The following is an 18,063-nucleotide window of genomic DNA, read 5'->3' as shown; positions in this document are numbered from 1 at the left end:
GTCGGTGGAGACCTCGAGCAGCGGCTCGTCAACCTCGACGGTGTCGCCAACAGCCTTCAGCCACTGGGTAATCGTGCCTTCGGTAACTGATTCGCCCAGCTCGGGCATCTCTACGGAGAACGCCATTATTTAAGACTCCTCGCAAGTCATGTCGTTAAATCGGAAACTAATACCCAAAGAATACCGACTACTATTGCCGAGTGGGGACTTTGGGTCATTTGAGGCATTCGGGTTGCCCCCTACAATTGATTACGTGTTCAACTTATTCGGTCGGAAAAAGCCTCGATCCAATCTGCGTCCCGCCCGCGGTCCCGGGGAAACGGTGCGACCCGGGGACCTTGCATTCCTGAAGGAATGGGTCCGGGGCAAGCCGTTTGTTGAGGCTTTTGTCGAGCCGGAGACGCTGGTCAATGAGATGTCGGTGGTGCTTGTCGACGCCGACGGTAACTTCGTCCGGCGCCGTATCGGGGGGCCGAAGGGCATCGATGTGATCATCAAGAAACTCGGCGTCCCGGTGTACGACGTGGAGGAAACCGGTTACCCCCAGCGCATGCGCGAGCGGATTGAATATGATCGCATCCTGCGCAAGCGTGAGGAGCAGAAAGCCCGCCGCGAGAAGTTCGAACGCGGCGAGCATCCCGGATTCTGAACCCGTTTAACGCTCAGCGATGTCCTGCAGAACCTGGATGAAGGTACGCACCGGCTGCCCGGTTGCCCGCTTGGGGGTGTACCCATACGCGCCGGCGGTGTTGTAGGCGGGACCCGCGATATCCACGTGTGCCCATTCGATGCCCTCACCCACGAACTCCTGCAGGTACCGGCCGGCCGCAGCCATGCCCGCGAAACGGGAGTTGGTGACATTGCGCAGGTCGGCGACGGGGGATTTGATCTCCTCATCCAGCTCCTCGGGCAGCGGCATGGCCCAGGCCTGCTCGCCGACCGAACGGCCGGTGGTGGCCACGTTGTCACGGAACTCATCGGTGCCCATCACACCTGAGGTGCGCAGACCCAGGGAGACCAGCTGGGCACCGGTGAGGGTGGCGGCGTCGATGAGGTAGTCGGGGTTGTCCTCCGAGGCCAGCGCCATAGCATCCGCCAGGATCAGACGACCCTCGGCATCGGTGTTGAGGATCTCGGAGGTCAGGCCACCGTAATGGGTGATGACGTCGCCCGGACGGAACGCATCGCCGGAGGGCATGTTCTCCGCCATGGGGATGGTGGCGGTGATGTTGACCTTCAGGTTGAGACGGGCCGCGGCGATGATGGTGGCGATCATCGCGGCGGAACCGCCCATGTCGGAGATCATGTTGTCCATGTTGGCGCCCGGCTTGATGGAGATACCACCGGTGTCGAAGGTGACACCCTTGCCTACCAGCGCGACATGCTTGGATGCCTTGCGGTTCCTCCAGGTCAGGCGCAGCAGGCGTGGTTTGCGGACCGAGCCGTTGCCCACGGCCAGGATGCCACCGAATCCGTCGGTGGCCAGCTGGTTCTCGTCGAGGATCTCCGTCTTGAGCCCGTACCTGGAGGCCTCATTGGCGGCGATGACCGCGTAGGACTCCGGGTAGAGGTGGGAGGAGGGGGTGTTGACCAGGTCGCGGGCCAGAACAACAGCCTCGACGGTGATCTGGGCCGCCACGAACTCGTCCTTGTCGCCACCGAGGAAGTGGACGGTCAGGGGCTTGTCGACGCCATCCCCCGCATCATCATCACCCGCCCTGCGCAGCCCCTTGAAGGAGTAGGAACCCAGACCGAAACCGGTCACAGCGGCGGACAGTCCGAGTTCGCCGATGGTGGTGGCGACATTCTCGTAGCCGGACAGAGACCTGGCGACGGTGCCGGTGGCGCGGCGGAGTTTTTCGTCGTCAAGCTCCTCAGCCGAGCCGAGACCGACGGCGACCACCGGCGCGACATCCTCGAATCCGGGCACGCGGGTGACCTCGTTGGCCTTGCCCTTCGCGCCGACAGCCTCGAGCTGCCTGAGGATGCCCGACTGCTGCTTGTTGGTGAAGATGTCATTGAGCTGGTCACCGCCGGCGAGCTGCGGGGAATCCCCCTCGCCGGTGAACAACGCCACGACAACCGCGTCGATGTTCTTGGGGAGTTTCTTATCCAGCTTGAGCTCAGCGACCCGGCCACGGACCGGCAGGGTGGCGTCCCTGGACACCTTGGTTGGGGCTGCGGTGCTGACGGCGTTCTTGGCCATAGACGTAACAATTCCTCTCATGGGGAGCGGGAGGGGACGCATGGGTGACGCCCCCGGATTTCTATGTTCCCAGCCTAGCCACAATCCCATTTCCCGAGACGGCAGCACCCATGAACCCGCCTGCATTGAGAGCCCATCTGCTGAAGCCGTCCGGCAGCCGGTGTAACTTAAACAGCATGACGTCTATTGAGTTCACTGTGACCCGTACCGAAAACCCGACGTCACCCGATCGCCTGAAGGAAATTCTTACCGCCCCGAGATTCGGTAAGTTCTTCACCGACCACATGGTGACCATCGACTGGACTGAGGACGGCGGCTGGCACAACGCACAGGTAGTTCCCTACGCCCCCATCCCGATGGATCCCGCCACCACGGTATTCCACTACGGACAGGCCATCTTCGAGGGAATCAAGGCCTACCGCCACGCAGACGGCACCATCAAAACCTTCCGCCCGGAGGAGAACGCCCTGCGCATGCAGCGTTCCGCCGCGCGCATGGCCATGCCGGAACTCCCCGTCGAGACGTTCATCGAATCCCTCGAACTGCTCGTCGACATCGACCAGGACTGGGTGCCCGCCGCCGGTGGGGAAGCGTCCCTCTACCTGCGTCCCTTCATGATCTCCACCGAGGTGTCCCTGGGCGTCAGCCCGGCGAATGCCTACAAGTTCATCGTCATCGCCTCCCCGGTGGCCGCGTACTTCTCCGGTGGCATCAAGCCGGTGTCGGTCTGGCTCAGCGAGGACTACGTCCGCGCCGCACCCGGTGGCACCGGAGCCGCGAAATTCGCCGGCAACTACGCCGCCTCCCTCCTCGCCCAGGCCCAGGCCCAGGAGAAGGGTTGCGACCAGGTGGTCTGGCTCGACGCCATCGAACACCGCTATATCGAGGAGATGGGTGGCATGAACCTCGGTTTCATCTACCGCGATGGCGACAACGTCAAACTGGTGACCCCGGAACTGTCCGGATCGCTGCTGCCGGGCATCACCCGTGATTCACTCCTGCAGGTCGCCCGCGACCTCGGCTACGACGTCGAGGAACGACGCATCAGCACCACCGAGTGGGAGGACGACGCCACCTCCGGTGCCATGGCCGAGGCATTCGCCTGCGGCACCGCAGCCGTGATCACCCCGGTGGGTACCGTCAAGTCCAACCACGGCGAATTCGTGGTCAACAACAACGAAGCCGGCGAGGTCACCATGAAACTGCGGGAAACCCTCACCGGGATCCAGCAGGGCAAGGTCGCCGACACCCACGACTGGCTGTACACGCTGGTGAAATAGGCTGGTTTCACATGCTGTACCCCGCGCGGAACCGGTCGCCGAACCGGATCCGCGCGGGGTTTCTTTCATTCTGTGAAGTGGGCGGAAGGGGCGTTTGAGCGTCCCGACGGCTCTGTGCATGGCATCCTTGTGAACATGACTGACACCACACAGAAGACTGCACTTGTCACCGGAGCCTCCAGCGGAATCGGGGAGGCCTCCGCCCGCGCCCTGGCCGCCGACGGCTGGAAGGTCATCGTGGCCGCCCGCCGCGTTGAGCGCCTGGAGAAACTCGCCGAGGAGATCGGGGCGGTGGCCCATCATCTGGACGTCACCTCCGATGAGTCCGTGGCGGCACTCGCGGAGGCGATCGGCCCGATCGACCTGCTGGTCAACAACGCCGGTGGCGCAAAGGGGCTGGACAGCATCCGGGACGCGAAACTGGAGGACTGGCAGTGGATGTATGACACCAACGTCCTGGGCACCCTCCGGGTTACCCGCGCCTTCATGGATTCACTGTCGGAGCGTGATGGCCTGATCATCAACATCGGTTCCGTCGCCGGCCACACCCCCTATGCCGGTGGCGCCGGATACAACGCGGCCAAGCATGGTGTCGCCGCCATGAGTCGGGTGCTGCGACTGGAAACCCACCAGCAGCCACTGCGTGTCACCGAGATCGATCCGGGCAGGGTGGACACCGAGGAATTCTCCCTGGTCCGTTTCAAGGGTGATGAGGAACGCGCCCGGTCTGTATACAAGGACGTGCTCAACCTCTCGGCGGGGGATATCGCCGAGGCTGTCCGGTGGGTGGCGAGCCTGCCGAGCCACGTCAACATCGACACCATGAGGGTCACCCCGCGCGATCAGGTTTAACTGCGTGATTCTGTCGCGTTTTAAGCGGTTGAACGGGCCGGGATGAGCTCACCTGTGGGGGAGAGCGTTTGAGGGGCTCAAACGGCGATCTGGTGCGTCGGTTTTCCCGGGGTTGCCGTGCGGAGATTTGGCTGACTGTGAATTTTTCGACACACCCTGTCCCCGCAGGGGAGGGTGTGTCGAGATTATCGCGATTGCAGGCGGAAAATCGGGACAATCTCAACACAGCCACCGCGAATAGCCTGATGTGTGTCGAAAAAGTCGAACCCCATGGACGGATCGCGGTGGATACCCGACCAGCACCGACCAACAGGGGGCCACGCTAACCGGCGGACGCCCCGTGGAGCCGCCATCCCCCCACAATTTCGACACAGACCTTGATCCCGGGGCAAGCTGTGTCGAAAAAACCGGTCAACTCAACCCGCCACCGCAACCGCGCAGAACACCGCGGTCACAGCCGCGCTGAGGTGGATGACCGCGCCGATGCAGTCGCCATTGACGCCACCGAAACGCCGGGAGAAGTGTCGTCCCGCCCACTCCGAGATCACGCAGGCAACGATTCCGGCCACCGGAACGACCCATGCCACTGCCACATCGCCTGTCCCCACGGCCACACCGACCGCCGCGGCACCGAGTGCCACCAGCCATGCAGCCACCCACCACAGCCGGACGGTGCCCACCACCATTGCCCCGAATCCGGTGGGGGACAGGGGTGTGCGGCCGACCCGTGCCATGACCTGCCCACCCAGTCGGCTGAGCGCGGGGATGAAACACACCAGCCAGCCGGCCTTGCTGTCAATCAGTGCTGCCATCGCTGCGACCTGCGCCAACAGTGAAAACAGCACGGCGCTGAAGCCCATGAGACCGGTGTGGGGGTCTGCGAGAATTTCCCGGGCGCGTTCCGGGGGCGCGTAGGAGCCGAGGGCATCGGCGACATCCGCCAGCCCATCCAGATGCATCATGCGGTTGAGCAGTTCCCACATGATCACCACCAGTACCGCGGTCAAAAAGGGGGCGACGCCGATCAATCCCAGTACCCCCAGCAGCACCGCGGTGAAGACACCGAACACCACACCCACCACCGGCAGCGACGCCATCACGCGGGTACCGGTGATCCGGTCGAAGGTGGTCGCTCCACGGACGGGGAGGATGCTGAGCCAGTTCAGGGCGGTGGTGATCCCCTCCGTGAACGCGGGGCCATGCTCGCCGTCGGTGAGGTGGGCCTTGCCGGACATCTAGACGGTCGGGTCGGCGGGAACGTCTGCTGCCGACGCTCCGTCAGCCGACTCGTCCGCCCCCGGGGCCTCGACCCCCGCATCGTTCATGGTGCTCATGTCGATCATCAGATCCACGGCGGTTTTCACCAGGGGCAGGGCGGCGACGGCACCGCTGCCCTCACCCAGGCGCATACCCAGGTCCAGCAGGGGTGTCAGGCCCAGGGCATCCAGTGCGATGGGGTGTGCTGGTTCCGGGGAACGGTGGCCGGCGATGAACCACCGGCGGGCACCGGGTGCCAGTTTGTTGGCCAGCAGGGCTGCGGAGGTGACCACGGCGCCGTCGAGAAGCACCGGAGTGCGTCGGACAGCGGCCTGCGCGATGAAGGCGGCCATGGCGGTGAGGTCGGGGGAGGAGATCATCCGGGCGACGGCGATGGGGTCCTGGCGTAGCGTGCGGACGCGGAACATGGCGTCCCGGACTGCGGTGACCTTGCGTTTCCAGCCCTCGTCGTCGATGCCGGTGCCACGTCCGACCACCACAACCGGTTCCGCGAGGGTGAAGGTCCCGATCAGTGCCGCCGCCGGGGTGGTGTTGCCGATGCCGAGGTCGCCGGGGATGAGGATGTCGGCGCCGGAGTCGATCTCCTGGTCGGCGATCTGAATGCCGATCTGCAGTGCCTGCAGCACCTCCTCCTCGGTCATGGCGTCCTCCACGTCAATGGAGCCGCAGGAACGACGTACCCGTTCCGGGCCGGTCGCCTCGTGATCGAGTGAGATGTCAGCAACGCGGACCGACGCCCCCGCCGTCCGGGCGAGGACATTGATTGCGGCCCCGCCGTCGAGCATGCTCTGCGCCATCTGCAGGCTCACCGATGCCGGGTAGGCGGACACCCCCCGGGCGGCCACGCCGTGGTCACCGGCGAACACCACGATGCGCGGACGGTCCAGTCGTCGAGGGGGAACCTGGCCCTGGCAGGCGGCGATGAAACAACCGACATCCTCCAGGCGCGACAGGGAACCCGCGGGCTTGACCAGGGTGTTCTGATACTCCCGGGCGTCCGCCAGAACCTGCTGGTCGGGAAATTCCACACGCGCAAACAGTTCTGCCGGAACCATCACACCATCCTCAAATATTGCCCACGGCCGATCACAACGGTTTCAACTCTAGTGGCAGCCCCGCGACCACGAGCACCACCCTGTCGCAAACCGTGGCGAGACGCTGATTGAGGGTGCCGATCCGGTCACGGAACACTCGCCCGGAACGGTGCTCCGGGATTACAGCCATACCCACCTCGGGGGTGACAATCACCAGGTCACCGCCACGATAGGTAGCCACCCCGTCGACAAGCGCGTCCATCTCCGCGGTGAGGTCGGGGTGGTCCTGCTCCCAGGTCTGCGGACCGCACCGGTCGGTGGCGTGGGTGAGCCAGGTGCCTAGGTCGTCGACAAGCATCGTTGCGGGCGTGGGCTCTCGCAGAAGCGTGACGACGTCGCGCCTGTCCTCAGTGGTCCAGCTCGCCGGGCGGCGTGCGACGTGTGCCGCGATCCGCGCGGCGAAATCATCATCCCCGGGCCAGGGTCGCGCCGTGGCCACATACACAACGGGGCCGGGACCGGCGATATCCTCCGCGAAGACGGATTTGCCGGACCTGGCCCCACCGAGCACCAGTGTGCGCACGGTTCTAGACGTCGGCGCCCAGCTCGACACGGGCGCGCGGGGTGCGCCACTTACGCGGCTGCACGGCGCGGGAATAGGAGTAGTAACACAGGCCGAAACCGGTTTCGGTGGTCTCCGGGAACCGTTCACGCACCGCTTTATTGACACGACGGCCGAGGATGATGCCCTCAATGAGGAAGACGAGCATCAACACCATCGCAAACATGGACGCGGTGGCCGCGAACTCCGGGAAGAAGTTACCCACCAGCATGATCACCAGCAGGGCAATGGCCACGGGCATCACGTAATTGGAGATGAAACGACGCGCGTCCACCCAGTCACGTGCATAGCGGCGGACCTCACCCTTGTCGCGGTCCATGAGGAAGGCCTCCTCGCCGCGGTCCATGGCGGCCTGCTGCTCGCGCTGACGCTTCAGGCGCTCCTCGCGTTCGCGCTCCTTGTAGGCCTTGTACTCCTCCTTGGACATGGAGGCCTTCATTTCCTTGCGCTTCTGCCGGGCCTGGCCATAGGTGTCCGACGGAGCCAGCGACTGACCGCCGATGATGCCCCGCTCCAACTCGACATCCCTGCGCTTCGGCGTGGGGCGACCCTTGGGTGGGGTGTAACCCCTGGGGAGCTTCTGCTCCTCGGCGCCGGTGACGGAGGTTTTACCCTGACCGGCCGGTGCGGCGGAGGCTGCGGTGGAGCCACCGTCCCCCGCTCCGGATGACTGCTTGTTTTTATCCCACGGAAGTTTCACACACCATAGGCTACAAGGAAATGTGGTGAATTCGGGAATAGGGGTGTCCCAGGTGCTGTTGAACCATGACAAGGACCATTGCTGATGGCCCTGTCACTATCGCAGTAATGATTTAATACGGAAATGCTCTTATTTACTCCCACCCGTGTGGTGGGTATCCTGGGAGCATTCAAGCTTTCATGGTGTGGGCTGCATATATCGATCACGGTGTACGGCAGTGTCCCAGGCCAGGGGAGTAGACTGCATGCCAACGAAGATGTTCCGGCCCTCCAGTGGGGTCGAAAAGTTTAAGGAGACAACAGCGATGACCGCTCCATCCACCAACACCGGAGTAATCATGACCGAGTCGGCCGCCTCCAAGGCGAAGGCGCTCATTGACCAGGAGGGTCGCGATGACCTCGTCCTGCGCATCGCAGTGCAGCCAGGCGGCTGTTCCGGTCTGCGTTACCAGCTCTACTTCGACGACCGCACCCTCGACGGCGACAAGGAGGACGTTGTCGGAGGTGTCCGTCTGGTCGTGGACAAGATGAGCACCCCATACCTGCTCGGCGCACAGATCGACTTCTCGGACACGATCGAGGCCCAGGGCTTCACCATCGACAACCCGAATGCCGGTTCCTCCTGCGCCTGTGGTGACTCCTTCAACTAGGAGGTAGGTTCCCTCCTCCCCACGTGAGGTCTCCGCAACAAATAAACACCGCCTCCCCATCCCGGCACTGAGCCGGGGCGGGAGGCGGTGTTTTTCATGCCCCTGGGGGTTAGAGCTCCACAGGGTAGTCGCGCTGTTCGATCTGCGGATCAATGCGGTTTTCCACGAAGATGCCGTGCCAGACCATGAAGGCCAACACGGTCCACAGTCGACGGGAATGATCCGAGACACCGGCGCGGTGCTCATTCAGCATCTCCAGAACAGCCTTCTTGTTGAAGATGTCATCCGTCTGGGACTCATTGATGGTGTCCTGCGCCCATCCGAAGAGCTCATCGCCGGCGAGCCAGTGACGCATGGGGACCGGGAATCCGAGCTTCTTGCGGTGCAGAACATGCGGCGGGACGATCTGCTCCATGGCCCTGCGCAGGGCGTACTTGGTGGTGCCGTTGGCGATCTTGAGATCATGAGGGATGGTCTCAGCCACCTTGAACACCTCCTTATCCAGGAAGGGCACACGCAGCTCGAGGGAGTTGGCCATGTTGATCTTGTCCGCCTTGACCAGGATGTCACCGCGCATCCAGGTGAACAGGTCCAGGTGCTGCATCCGGGCGACCGGATCCATGTCGCGTGACTGGGCGTAGATCGGGGCGGTGACCTCACGGTGGTCCCATTCCCGGCGGGCCCAGGGGATGACGCGCTGCATCTGCTCGAAGTTGAAGGAACGGGCATTGCCGTAGTAGCGCTCCTCCATGGTCATGGATCCACGCTCCAGCAGGGACTTGCCCTTCATACCGTCCGGCAGGACACGGCTGAGCCTGCCCAGGCCCCGGCGCAGCGGGGTCGGGATCTTCTCGAACGGGGCGAGGGAGAGTGGTTCCTTATAGATGGTGTAACCGCCGAAGAGTTCGTCCGCACCCTCACCCGACAGGACCACCTTGACGTGCTTGCGGGCCTCGGCGGCAACGAAGTAAAGCGGGACCAGGGACGGATCGGCGACCGGATCATCCAGGTACCACATGATCTTCGGGATGGCGTCGGCGTACTCCTCGGGGGAGACGATCTTGACGATGTGCTCCACGCCGATGGCTGCGGCGGATTCCGCGGCCACATCCACCTCGGAATACCCCTCGCGCTCGAAACCGGTGGTGAAGGTCAGCAGGTTGGGGTTGTGGCGCTTGGCCAGCGTGGCGATGGCGGTGGAGTCGATGCCTCCGGAGAGGAAGGAACCGACGGTCACGTCGGCACGCATGTGCTTTTCGACGGAATCCTCCAACACGCGGGCAATCCTGTCGAAGAGATCCTGCTCTTTGCCCTTGGGGACGGACTTCACCGGGAAACGCGGGGTGAAATAACGCTTCTCGACGAGTTCACCCCCCGGCGTGATGGTGGCGGTACACCCGGACTCCAACCTGCGGATACCCTTGTGCAGACTCTCCGGCTCCGGGACGTACTGCAGGTCCACATAGTGCTCGATGGCACGACGATCAAGGCTGAGGTCTAGATTGAGTTCCTCGGCCATCTCAAGGATCGCCTTCTTCTCGGAGGAGAACACGGTGCCGGCCTCGGTGGTGGCATAGAACAGTGGCTTGATGCCGAATTGATCACGGGCCAGGAACAGCGAACGGTCCTTGGTGTCCCAGATGGCGATGCCGAACATGCCGCGGAGGTGATTGACCACGTCTTCCCCCCAGTGGTGGAAACCGACCATGATCGGCTCGCCGTCACCCTCGGTGTCGAAGGCGTAGCCGAGTTCGGTGAGTTCCTCGCGCAATTCGATGTAGTTGTAGATCTCGCCGTTGAAGGTCATGGCGTAGCGTTCCGGCTCGCCCTCCGGACCCCAGCGCAGTGGCTGGCTGGAATGGGCGATGTCAATGATGGCCAGTCGGTTGAAGCCGAAGGCGAGATCCCCGTCCTGCCAGGTGCCGGCTTCATCGGGGCCCCGGTGGTGCAGGCAGGGGAGAGCCCGTCGCAATGCAGGGACGAAGTCAGCTGCATTCCCGTTAGCAGACAAAATGCCTAGAAGGCCGCACATGGATAAATGTCCTCCTGAAGAAGAGTTCGCACCTTATTAATAGGGCCCGTCTCGACGTGGCTGATCCGGGCCGGTGCATGGTGATCAACCCACCCAACGATACGGGTGAGTCGACAATCGTGTGAAACTGGCTCACCGAAAATGTCTGTGAATTAACTAGCAACACAGAGGGCTGGTCACGCGTCGGGCCCATGCCGGGTGCGGCGAGGTCACCGGATGGGAGGTCATTGGTTTCAAATCCGGGCAAAAGTGCCGCCAAAGGTGCAGCATGCGCGGGGGAGTCGGGGAGGAGGTGGGGGTAACGACAGGCGGATTTCAAGGGCAACCGAAAGATTGATGGTATGTGACGTGAGCAACAGAGAGTATGGGTTGTTTGTGTGACCAACATGTAAAAACCATGGTGTCCCTGCAGTTGAACGTCATTTGGGGCCTGATGGGTGGGGGTCTCGAGGAATCGTCCAGACGAAACGGAAGATATGGAAACGGCTGGCAAATAGGCTATTCTGCGTAGATAGAAATGACCGTAAGGTCTCTGGTTTTTGTGTGGACAGGAAGGCAGAACACACGTGGAACAGCAAAACAAGCGTGGTTTGAAGCGCAAGGCTCTGCTCGGCGGTGTCTTGGGCTCAGGTGGCCTCGCCATGGCAGGGTGTGAGGTTTCCCCACCCGGTGGCATGATCGGCGATTTTCTCCGCATGGGATGGCCATCAGGTATCACCCCTGAGGCCGTGTCCATGGGCAACTTCTGGTCGTGGGTCTGGGTTGCTGCCTGGATCATCGGCATCATCATGTGGGCTCTCATGCTCACCGCCATCTTCTCCTGGAATGCCAAGAAGGCAGAGAAGCGTGGTGAGGGAGAATTCCCGAAGCAGCTGCAGTACAACGTTCCACTTGAGCTTGTGCTGACCATTGTCCCGATCATCATCGTCATGGTGCTGTTCTTCTTCACCGTTCAGACCCAGGACAAGGTCACCGCACTGGACAAGAACCCTGAGGTCACCGTCAACGTGACCGCCTACCAGTGGAACTGGAAGTTCGGTTACGGCGAGCTCGGATCTGAGTTCGCCCCCGCCGGTGGTGACTATGACGGTGTTGATGAGGCACGTCAGGCGAGCGCCGAGGCATCCAAGGTCGACCCGTCCGGCAATAACCCGATCCACGGTAACTCCAAGAAGGATATGTCCTACCTTCACTACAACCAGATCGAAACCCTCGGCACCACCGATGAGGTTCCGGTTCTGGTCCTCCCGACCAACACCCCGATCGAATTCAACCTGGCATCTGCCGACGTTGCGCACTCCTTCTGGGTTCCTGAGTTCCTCTTCAAGCGTGACCTCTACGCACACCCTGAGGCCAACAAGTCCCAGCGTGTCTTCCAGGTCGAGGAGATCTTCGAAGAGGGTGCGTTCGTGGGTCGCTGTGCCGAGATGTGCGGTACCTACCACGCAATGATGAACTTCGAGCTCCGCACCGTTGACCGTGAGACCTTCGCAGAGTACATCGCCTTCCGCGATGCCAACCCTGATGCCACCAACGCACAGGCTCTCGAGCACATCGGCGAGGCTCCTTACGCCACCTCCACCGCACCGTTCGTTTCCGATCGCACCGGAACCCGCGACGGCGAGAACTTCCAGACTCCCGCATAAGATAGGAAGAGCGAAACATGAAGTCATCATCGAAGGTCATGTATGGCCTGACCGTCTTCCTGGCGGTAACTGCCGTGATCTACATTCTCGGAACCATGTATGTCGATGACCGGGGATCGGTCATGGGTCTTGAGTGGGTCGGTACCACCGCGCTGGTGCTCTCTGCAGCCCTGACCATGATGCTCGGTCTCTACATCAACATCACCGAGCGTCGCACCGACGTCCTTCCTGAGGACTGGGAAGAGGCAGAGGTCGCCGACAAGGCTGGCACCCTCGGATTCTTCTCCCCGGGTTCCATCTGGCCGGCCGCCATGTCCGGTGCCATCGCCCTCCTCGGCTTCGGCATCATCTTCATGCACTACTGGCTGATCGCGGTTGGTGCTCTCGCACTCATCTACACCGTTGCGAAGTTGAACTTCCAGTACGGTGTGCCGAGGGAGAAGCACTAGCCCCTGATCCAGGCCTCTTGCCACACTGGATTTCATCCACCAGCTGTAGGTCCGGAATGAGTTACTCATTCCGGACCTACAGCTGTTTCTGGTTTATGCCACCATGTCGCCGGGTAGCCCATGGGGAGGGCCGGGTCGGAGGTGGACGTCCCTTTCATCACGATGACGTTAAGGACTTTGTCCCGTGTCGCAGTGTGTGGTCCTGATTCCGGATCTCACTGTGGAGGCGGGGCCTACATGGGCGGTTCTGATGGGGTGGGGGATGATGCGGAGGCCGAGGGGATCGGGACTCATGTGGGTGTGTGCAGGGAGGCTGCGACCGGGCTCTGGTCTGGGAAATAGCGGCCGATGGCGGTGTCCGGTGGGGGAGTGGGGCCTTCGGCCTCAGGCGTGCCATGGCGATAAGCTGCTGAAATGCCCATAAACGGGGGTCAACCGAAAGTTGCAACCGGCCCGGGGAAAGCACATTTCGAGCTGTGACTTGTCTCTCACGCATTTTCCTGCGAAACGTGAAAGAAACCTCTCCATGGGCCTCCGTGGAGGTGAAAGCCGTCCTACAGAGCGCTGTGTGGGCGCCCTGCGAACCAAATGACCTGCAATTATGTATTAGTCGGATGCGAAGGTCGTTTAGTTCCCGGCGTGGGTAAAAATTTTCAGGAACATCCACCCTGAAAACACCGAAAAAACGGGGTTCAAACTTTCAATTGAAACGGGGGGCATGAAGTGACTTTGCCTTTTCAAGCGGCCATACTAGAAGGCGTGACGAGCGCAGTTGGAAATACAGGTATGGCAGCACCACAACGTGTTGCGGCACTGAACCGTCCGAATATGGTCAGTGTCGGCACCATTGTGTTCCTGTCTCAGGAATTAATGTTCTTCGCCGGGCTTTTCGCGATGTACTTCGTGTCCCGGGCGAATGGATTGGCAAACGGTTCATGGGCTGAGCAGACGGATCACCTTAACGTGCCTTACGCACTGGCGATCACGGTCATTCTGGTCTCATCGTCCGTTACTTGCCAGTTCGGAGTCTTTGCGGCTGAAAGGGGTGACGTTTACGGTCTCCGCAAGTGGTTCTTGATCACGATCATCCTCGGGTCAATCTTCGTGATTGGTCAGGCTTACGAGTACTTCACTCTGGTTGGTCATGGTCTCTCCATCCAGAGCAGCGTCTATGGATCCGCGTTCTACATCACGACCGGCTTCCACGCCGCTCACGTTATCGCGGGTGTCATCGCATTCGTGGTTGTTCTGATGAGGATCCAGAAAGCGAAGTTCACGCCGGCTCAGGCAACCGCGGCAATGGTGGTGTCCTACTACTGGCACTTCGTTGACGTGGTCTGGATCGGCCTCTTCATCACGATCTATTTCATTCAGTAGGCCCCAGGGTCACAGGTTAGAAGGATTCACTGAAGCCTGATGACCCGAAGCCCTTCACTTCCACAGTCGAGATTCAAAGGGAAATGATGGAAACCAATCCGCAGACCTCCGAGGGAGCCGGCAAGGCTCAGCCCTCGGCCAAGAAGGTCAAGAATCGCCGTAAACTACGGCGCACAGTCGCTGGCGCGATGGCTCTGACCATCGGCCTGAGCGGTGCTGGAATCCTCGCGACAGCGATCACTCCAGATGCACAGATCGCGACTGCCCAGCGAGATGATCAGGCCCTGATCGCAGAGGGTAAAGACCTCTACGACGTAGCCTGCATCACCTGCCACGGCATGAACCTGCAGGGTGTTCAGGACCGCGGTCCTTCACTCATCGGAGTCGGCGAAGGCGCAGTGTACTTCCAGGTTCACTCCGGACGTATGCCGATGCAGCGCAACGAAGCGCAGGCAGCCCGCAAGACCCCTCGTTACACTGAGGCCCAGACCCTCGCCATCGCCGCCTACGTCTCCGCCAATGGTGGTGGCCCCGGCCTCGTCTACAACGAGGATGGCACCCTGGCCATGGAGGAACTCCGTGGATCCAACTTCGACGGTCAGATCGACCCGCTCGACGTTTCCCGCGGTGGCGATCTCTTCCGCCTCAACTGCGCTTCCTGCCATAACTTCACCGGTCGTGGTGGCGCACTGTCTTCCGGTAAGTACGCTCCGGTCCTGGACCCTGCCAACGAGCAGGAGATCTACCAGGCCATGCTGACCGGTCCGCAGAACATGCCTAAGTTCTCTGATCGTCAGCTCTCCGCGGATGAGAAGAAGGACATCATCGCCTTCATCAAGTCGACCAAGGAAACCCCAAGCCCGGGTGGTTACTCGCTCGGCGGTCTCGGCCCAGTTTCTGAAGGTCTGTTCATGTGGGGCATCGGCATCATGGTTCTCATCGCTGCCGCTATGTGGATTGGATCCCGTTCATGAGTAATAACACGAATAAGCAGTACACCGCCCAGGAACTGAACTCGATGAGCAATGATGATCTTGCTCGCCTGGGTACTGAATTGGATGACGTCACCATTGCCTACCGCAAGGAGCGTTTCCCGGTAGCCAATGATCCGGCAGATAAGCGTGCTGCCCGTTCCGTGGGTATCTGGGCTGCTCTCGGTATCCTCGGTGGCATCGGCTTCCTTCTTACCTACATCTTCTGGCCATGGGAGTACCAGGGCCACGGCGATGACGGACTGATGTGGTACACCCTGTACACCCCGATGCTGGGTATCACCGCCGGTCTGTGCATCCTCTCCCTCGGTATCGCCGGCGTTCTCTACGTCAAGAAGTTCATCCCCGAGGAGATCGCGGTTCAGCGTCGTCACGACGGTCCTTCCGAGGAAGTTGACCGCCGCACCATCGTCGCTCTGCTCAACGATTCCTGGCAGACCTCCACCCTCGGTCGTCGTAAGGTCCTCCAGGGCCTGCTCGCCGGTGGTGCAGTCATGGCCGGCCTGACCATCGTCGCTCCGCTCGGTGGCATGATCAAGAACCCGTGGCGCCCGCAGGAAGGTCCCATGAGTGTCATGGGCGACGGCACCCTGTGGACCTCCGGTTGGACCCTCCAGGAGCAGGGCATCAAGCTCTACCTTGGTCGCGACACCGGCGCCATCGCCGAGTCCCACACCGGCGAGTCCGGTCAGCACTGGACCACCACCGGTGTGTCCCGTCTGGTTCGTATGCGTCCCGAGGATCTGGCTGCTGCGTCCATGGAGACTGTGTTCCCGCTGACCGAGGAAGATGTCAACGATGGCGATCTCTACGATCCCCAGCGCGATGTCTACACCAACCACATGCACGCGATCCACGGCCCCCGTAACGCAGTCATGCTGATCCGTCTGCGCACCGCTGATGCGGAGAAGGTTGTCGAGCGCGAAGGCCAGGAGTCCTTCCACTACGGCGATTACTACGCTTACTCCAAGATCTGCACGCACATCGGATGCCCGACCTCGCTGTATGAGGCTCAGACCAACCGCATCCTGTGCCCGTGCCACCAGTCGCAGTTCGACGCACTGCACTACGGCAAGCCGGTCTTCGGACCTGCTGCGCGTGCGCTGCCACAGCTGCCGATCACTGTTGACGAAGAGGGATATCTCATCGCCGACGGCAACTTCATCGAGCCACTCGGCCCGGCATTCTGGGAGCGTAAGTCATGAGTAACAAACTAGCTACAGTGGGAAACAATCTTGATTCCCGCTACACCATGGCCGGTGGAATCCGCCGCCAGATCAACAAGGTCTTCCCGACCCACTGGTCCTTCCTCCTGGGTGAGATCGCTCTCTACAGCTTCATCATCCTGATCCTGACCGGTGTCTACCTGACCCTGTTCTTCGATCCTTCGATCACCAAGGTCATCTACGACGGTGCCTACCTCCCGCTTAACGGTGTGGAGATGTCCCGTGCCTACATGACCGCTCTCGATATCTCCTTCGAGGTCCGCGGTGGACTGTTCGTCCGTCAGATGCACCACTGGGCTGCACTAATGTTCGTGGTCTCCATGATGGTCCACATGATGCGTATCTTCTCCACCGGTGCGTTCCGTCGCCCACGTGAAGCAAACTGGGTCATCGGCGTCGTTCTCCTGATCCTCGGCATCGCCGAAGGCTTCATGGGTTACTCCCTGCCCGACGACCTGCTCTCCGGTGTCGGTCTGCGAATCATGTCCGCCATCATCGTCGGTCTGCCGATCATCGGTACCTGGATGCACTGGATGATCTTCGGCGGCGACTTCCCGTCGGACATCATGCTCGATCGTTTCTACATCGCGCACGTCCTGATCATCCCAGGCATCATCCTCGGCCTGATCGCAGCTCACCTCGCTCTGGTCTGGTACCAGAAGCACACCCAGTTCCCGGGCGCCGGCCGCACCGAGAACAACGTCATCGGTATCCGCATCATGCCGGTCTTCGCCGTCAAGTCTGTTGCGTTCGGTGCCATCACCCTCGGTTTCCTCGCGCTGCTCGCTGGTGTCACCACCATCAACGCGATCTGGAACCTGGGCCCGTACAACCCGTCTCAGGTGTCCGCTGGTTCCCAGCCGGATATCTACATGCTGTGGACAGACGGTGCCGCCCGTGTCATGCCGGCATGGGAGCTCTACTTCGGTAACTACACCGTTCCCGCCGTCTTCTGGGTCGCGATCATGCTGGGTATCCTCGTGGTCCTGCTCATCGCCTACCCGTGGATCGAGAAGAAGCTGACCGGTGACGATGCGCACCACAACCTGCTGCAGCGTCCGCGTGATGTTCCGGTCCGCACCTCCCTCGGTGTCATGGCCCTGATCTTCTACATCCTGCTGACCATCTCCGGCGGTAACGATATCTGGGCGTACCACTTCGAGGTGTCGCTGAACGCCATGACCTGGATCGGTCGTATCGGTCTGATCGTGTTCCCGGCCATCGGTTACTTCGTCACCTACCGCCTCTGCATCGGTCTGCAGCGCTCCGACCGTGAGGTCCTGGAGCACGGCATTGAGACCGGTATCATCAAGCAGATGCCGAACGGTGCCTTCATCGAGGTTCACCAGCCGCTCGGACCAGTCGACGCTCACGGCCACCCGATCCCACTGCCTTACGGTGGCGCCAAGGTGCCGAAGCAGCTCAATGAGCTCGGTTTCGCTGAGGTTGAGTCCCGTGGTGGATTCTTCGGTCCGGACCCTGAGTCCGTCGCCACCAAGGCCAACGATATCGCTCACGCCAACCACCTTGAGGAAGCTGCAACCCTGGCTGCCATCCAGGAGCAGAACCACAATCGTGATCAGGCGGAGGGACGGATCTAACTCCATCCCCTCGTAGTTGAAGCCCCCGCAACCGCGGGGGCTTCTCGCGTTTGTGGGCAAGGGGGAGTCTATGAATGGGGCAGGCGCGGACGGCGTGTTCGACCCAGTGGGCCCGTCAG

The 18,063-nt window shown here is 61.6% G+C and carries 17 protein-coding genes; 10 read left to right on the top strand and 7 right to left on the bottom strand.

Annotated features, from left to right (window positions below; genetic code table 11):
* Positions 1-126 (bottom strand): biotin/lipoyl-containing protein (locus H9627_RS14145; RefSeq protein WP_318247743.1); only part of this gene is annotated, 126 nt, incomplete at its 3' end.
* 127 nt (positions 127-253) lie between these two features.
* On the opposite strand from H9627_RS14145, the gene H9627_RS01330 reads away from it, so the two are divergent.
* Positions 254-649: an oxidoreductase gene (locus tag H9627_RS01330; protein WP_191732225.1), complete on the top strand. Its 396-nt coding sequence runs from the start codon at positions 254-256 to the stop codon at positions 647-649.
* 6 nt (positions 650-655) lie between these two features.
* Here the strand turns inward: H9627_RS01330 and H9627_RS01325 are convergent, their stop codons facing one another.
* Complete coding sequence (locus H9627_RS01325) at positions 656-2,206, bottom strand: leucyl aminopeptidase (RefSeq protein WP_225213340.1); 1,551 nt, start codon at positions 2,204-2,206, stop codon at positions 656-658.
* Positions 2,207-2,382: 176 nt separating this feature from the next.
* Between H9627_RS01325 and H9627_RS01320 the strand changes: the two genes are divergently transcribed.
* Together H9627_RS01320 and H9627_RS01315 are read left to right on the top strand one after the other, a co-directional pair.
* Positions 2,383-3,486 carry a branched-chain amino acid aminotransferase gene (locus H9627_RS01320; RefSeq protein WP_191732224.1) on the top strand — a complete coding sequence of 368 codons (1,104 nt, stop codon included), beginning with the start codon at positions 2,383-2,385 and terminating at the stop codon, positions 3,484-3,486.
* A gap of 135 nt (positions 3,487-3,621) precedes the next feature.
* Positions 3,622-4,338, top strand: a complete 717-nt coding sequence (locus H9627_RS01315) for an SDR family NAD(P)-dependent oxidoreductase (protein WP_191732223.1) — start codon at positions 3,622-3,624, stop codon at positions 4,336-4,338.
* A gap of 416 nt (positions 4,339-4,754) precedes the next feature.
* Here H9627_RS01315 and H9627_RS01310 read toward each other — a convergent pair whose 3' ends face one another.
* Genes H9627_RS01310 through H9627_RS01295 form a run of 4 tightly spaced genes read right to left on the bottom strand, consistent with a single transcriptional unit; the run spans position 4,755 to position 7,972 of the window.
* Complete coding sequence (locus tag H9627_RS01310; RefSeq protein ID WP_191732222.1) at positions 4,755-5,573, bottom strand: adenosylcobinamide-GDP ribazoletransferase; 819 nt, start codon at positions 5,571-5,573, stop codon at positions 4,755-4,757.
* Complete coding sequence (gene cobT / locus H9627_RS01305; protein ID WP_191732221.1) at positions 5,574-6,671, bottom strand: nicotinate-nucleotide--dimethylbenzimidazole phosphoribosyltransferase; 1,098 nt, start codon at positions 6,669-6,671, stop codon at positions 5,574-5,576. It lies immediately after the preceding gene.
* A gap of 31 nt (positions 6,672-6,702) precedes the next feature.
* The gene (locus tag H9627_RS01300; RefSeq protein WP_191732220.1) at positions 6,703-7,233 is read right to left on the bottom strand and encodes a bifunctional adenosylcobinamide kinase/adenosylcobinamide-phosphate guanylyltransferase; all 531 of its coding nucleotides are present in this window, start codon (positions 7,231-7,233) and stop codon (positions 6,703-6,705) included.
* Positions 7,234-7,237: 4 nt separating this feature from the next.
* A complete protein-coding gene (locus H9627_RS01295) occupies positions 7,238-7,972 on the bottom strand; it encodes a DUF3043 domain-containing protein (RefSeq protein ID WP_191732219.1) in 735 nt (244 codons plus the stop codon).
* A gap of 304 nt (positions 7,973-8,276) precedes the next feature.
* Between H9627_RS01295 and H9627_RS01290 the strand changes: the two genes are divergently transcribed.
* Positions 8,277-8,621, top strand: coding sequence for a HesB/IscA family protein (locus H9627_RS01290; protein WP_191732218.1), 345 nt, complete (start codon positions 8,277-8,279; stop codon positions 8,619-8,621).
* A gap of 109 nt (positions 8,622-8,730) precedes the next feature.
* Here the strand turns inward: H9627_RS01290 and asnB are convergent, their stop codons facing one another.
* Positions 8,731-10,653: an asparagine synthase (glutamine-hydrolyzing) gene (asnB, locus tag H9627_RS01285; RefSeq protein WP_191732217.1), complete on the bottom strand. Its 1,923-nt coding sequence runs from the start codon at positions 10,651-10,653 to the stop codon at positions 8,731-8,733.
* Positions 10,654-11,219: 566 nt separating this feature from the next.
* On the opposite strand from asnB, the gene ctaC reads away from it, so the two are divergent.
* The 6 genes from ctaC to qcrB all read left to right on the top strand — a co-directional run bounded on the left by ctaC (position 11,220) and on the right by qcrB (position 17,944).
* The gene (gene ctaC, locus H9627_RS01280; protein ID WP_191732216.1) at positions 11,220-12,299 is read left to right on the top strand and encodes an aa3-type cytochrome oxidase subunit II; all 1,080 of its coding nucleotides are present in this window, start codon (positions 11,220-11,222) and stop codon (positions 12,297-12,299) included.
* Between the two features lie 17 nt (positions 12,300-12,316).
* Positions 12,317-12,748, top strand: a complete 432-nt coding sequence (ctaF, locus tag H9627_RS01275) for an aa3-type cytochrome oxidase subunit IV (protein WP_191732215.1) — start codon at positions 12,317-12,319, stop codon at positions 12,746-12,748.
* Between the two features lie 759 nt (positions 12,749-13,507).
* Positions 13,508-14,125, top strand: coding sequence for an aa3-type cytochrome oxidase subunit III (gene ctaE, locus H9627_RS01270; RefSeq protein ID WP_191732214.1), 618 nt, complete (start codon positions 13,508-13,510; stop codon positions 14,123-14,125).
* 83 nt (positions 14,126-14,208) lie between these two features.
* Positions 14,209-15,099 carry a cytochrome bc1 complex diheme cytochrome c subunit gene (gene qcrC, locus H9627_RS01265; protein WP_191732213.1) on the top strand — a complete coding sequence of 297 codons (891 nt, stop codon included), beginning with the start codon at positions 14,209-14,211 and terminating at the stop codon, positions 15,097-15,099.
* Complete coding sequence (gene qcrA / locus H9627_RS01260) at positions 15,096-16,322, top strand: cytochrome bc1 complex Rieske iron-sulfur subunit (RefSeq protein WP_191732212.1); 1,227 nt, start codon at positions 15,096-15,098, stop codon at positions 16,320-16,322. Before qcrC ends, qcrA begins: the two co-directional genes overlap by 4 nt.
* Entirely contained in the window at positions 16,319-17,944 is a 1,626-nt protein-coding gene (gene qcrB / locus H9627_RS01255; RefSeq protein ID WP_191732211.1) for a cytochrome bc1 complex cytochrome b subunit, read from the top strand. The genes qcrA and qcrB overlap by 4 nt, the downstream gene beginning before the upstream one ends.
* The last annotated feature ends 119 nt before the right edge of the window (positions 17,945-18,063 follow it).

The organism is Corynebacterium gallinarum, assembly GCF_014837045.1.
GTDB lineage: Bacteria > Actinomycetota > Actinomycetes > Mycobacteriales > Mycobacteriaceae > Corynebacterium > Corynebacterium gallinarum.
This window is presented reverse-complemented; position numbering and strand designations above follow the sequence as displayed.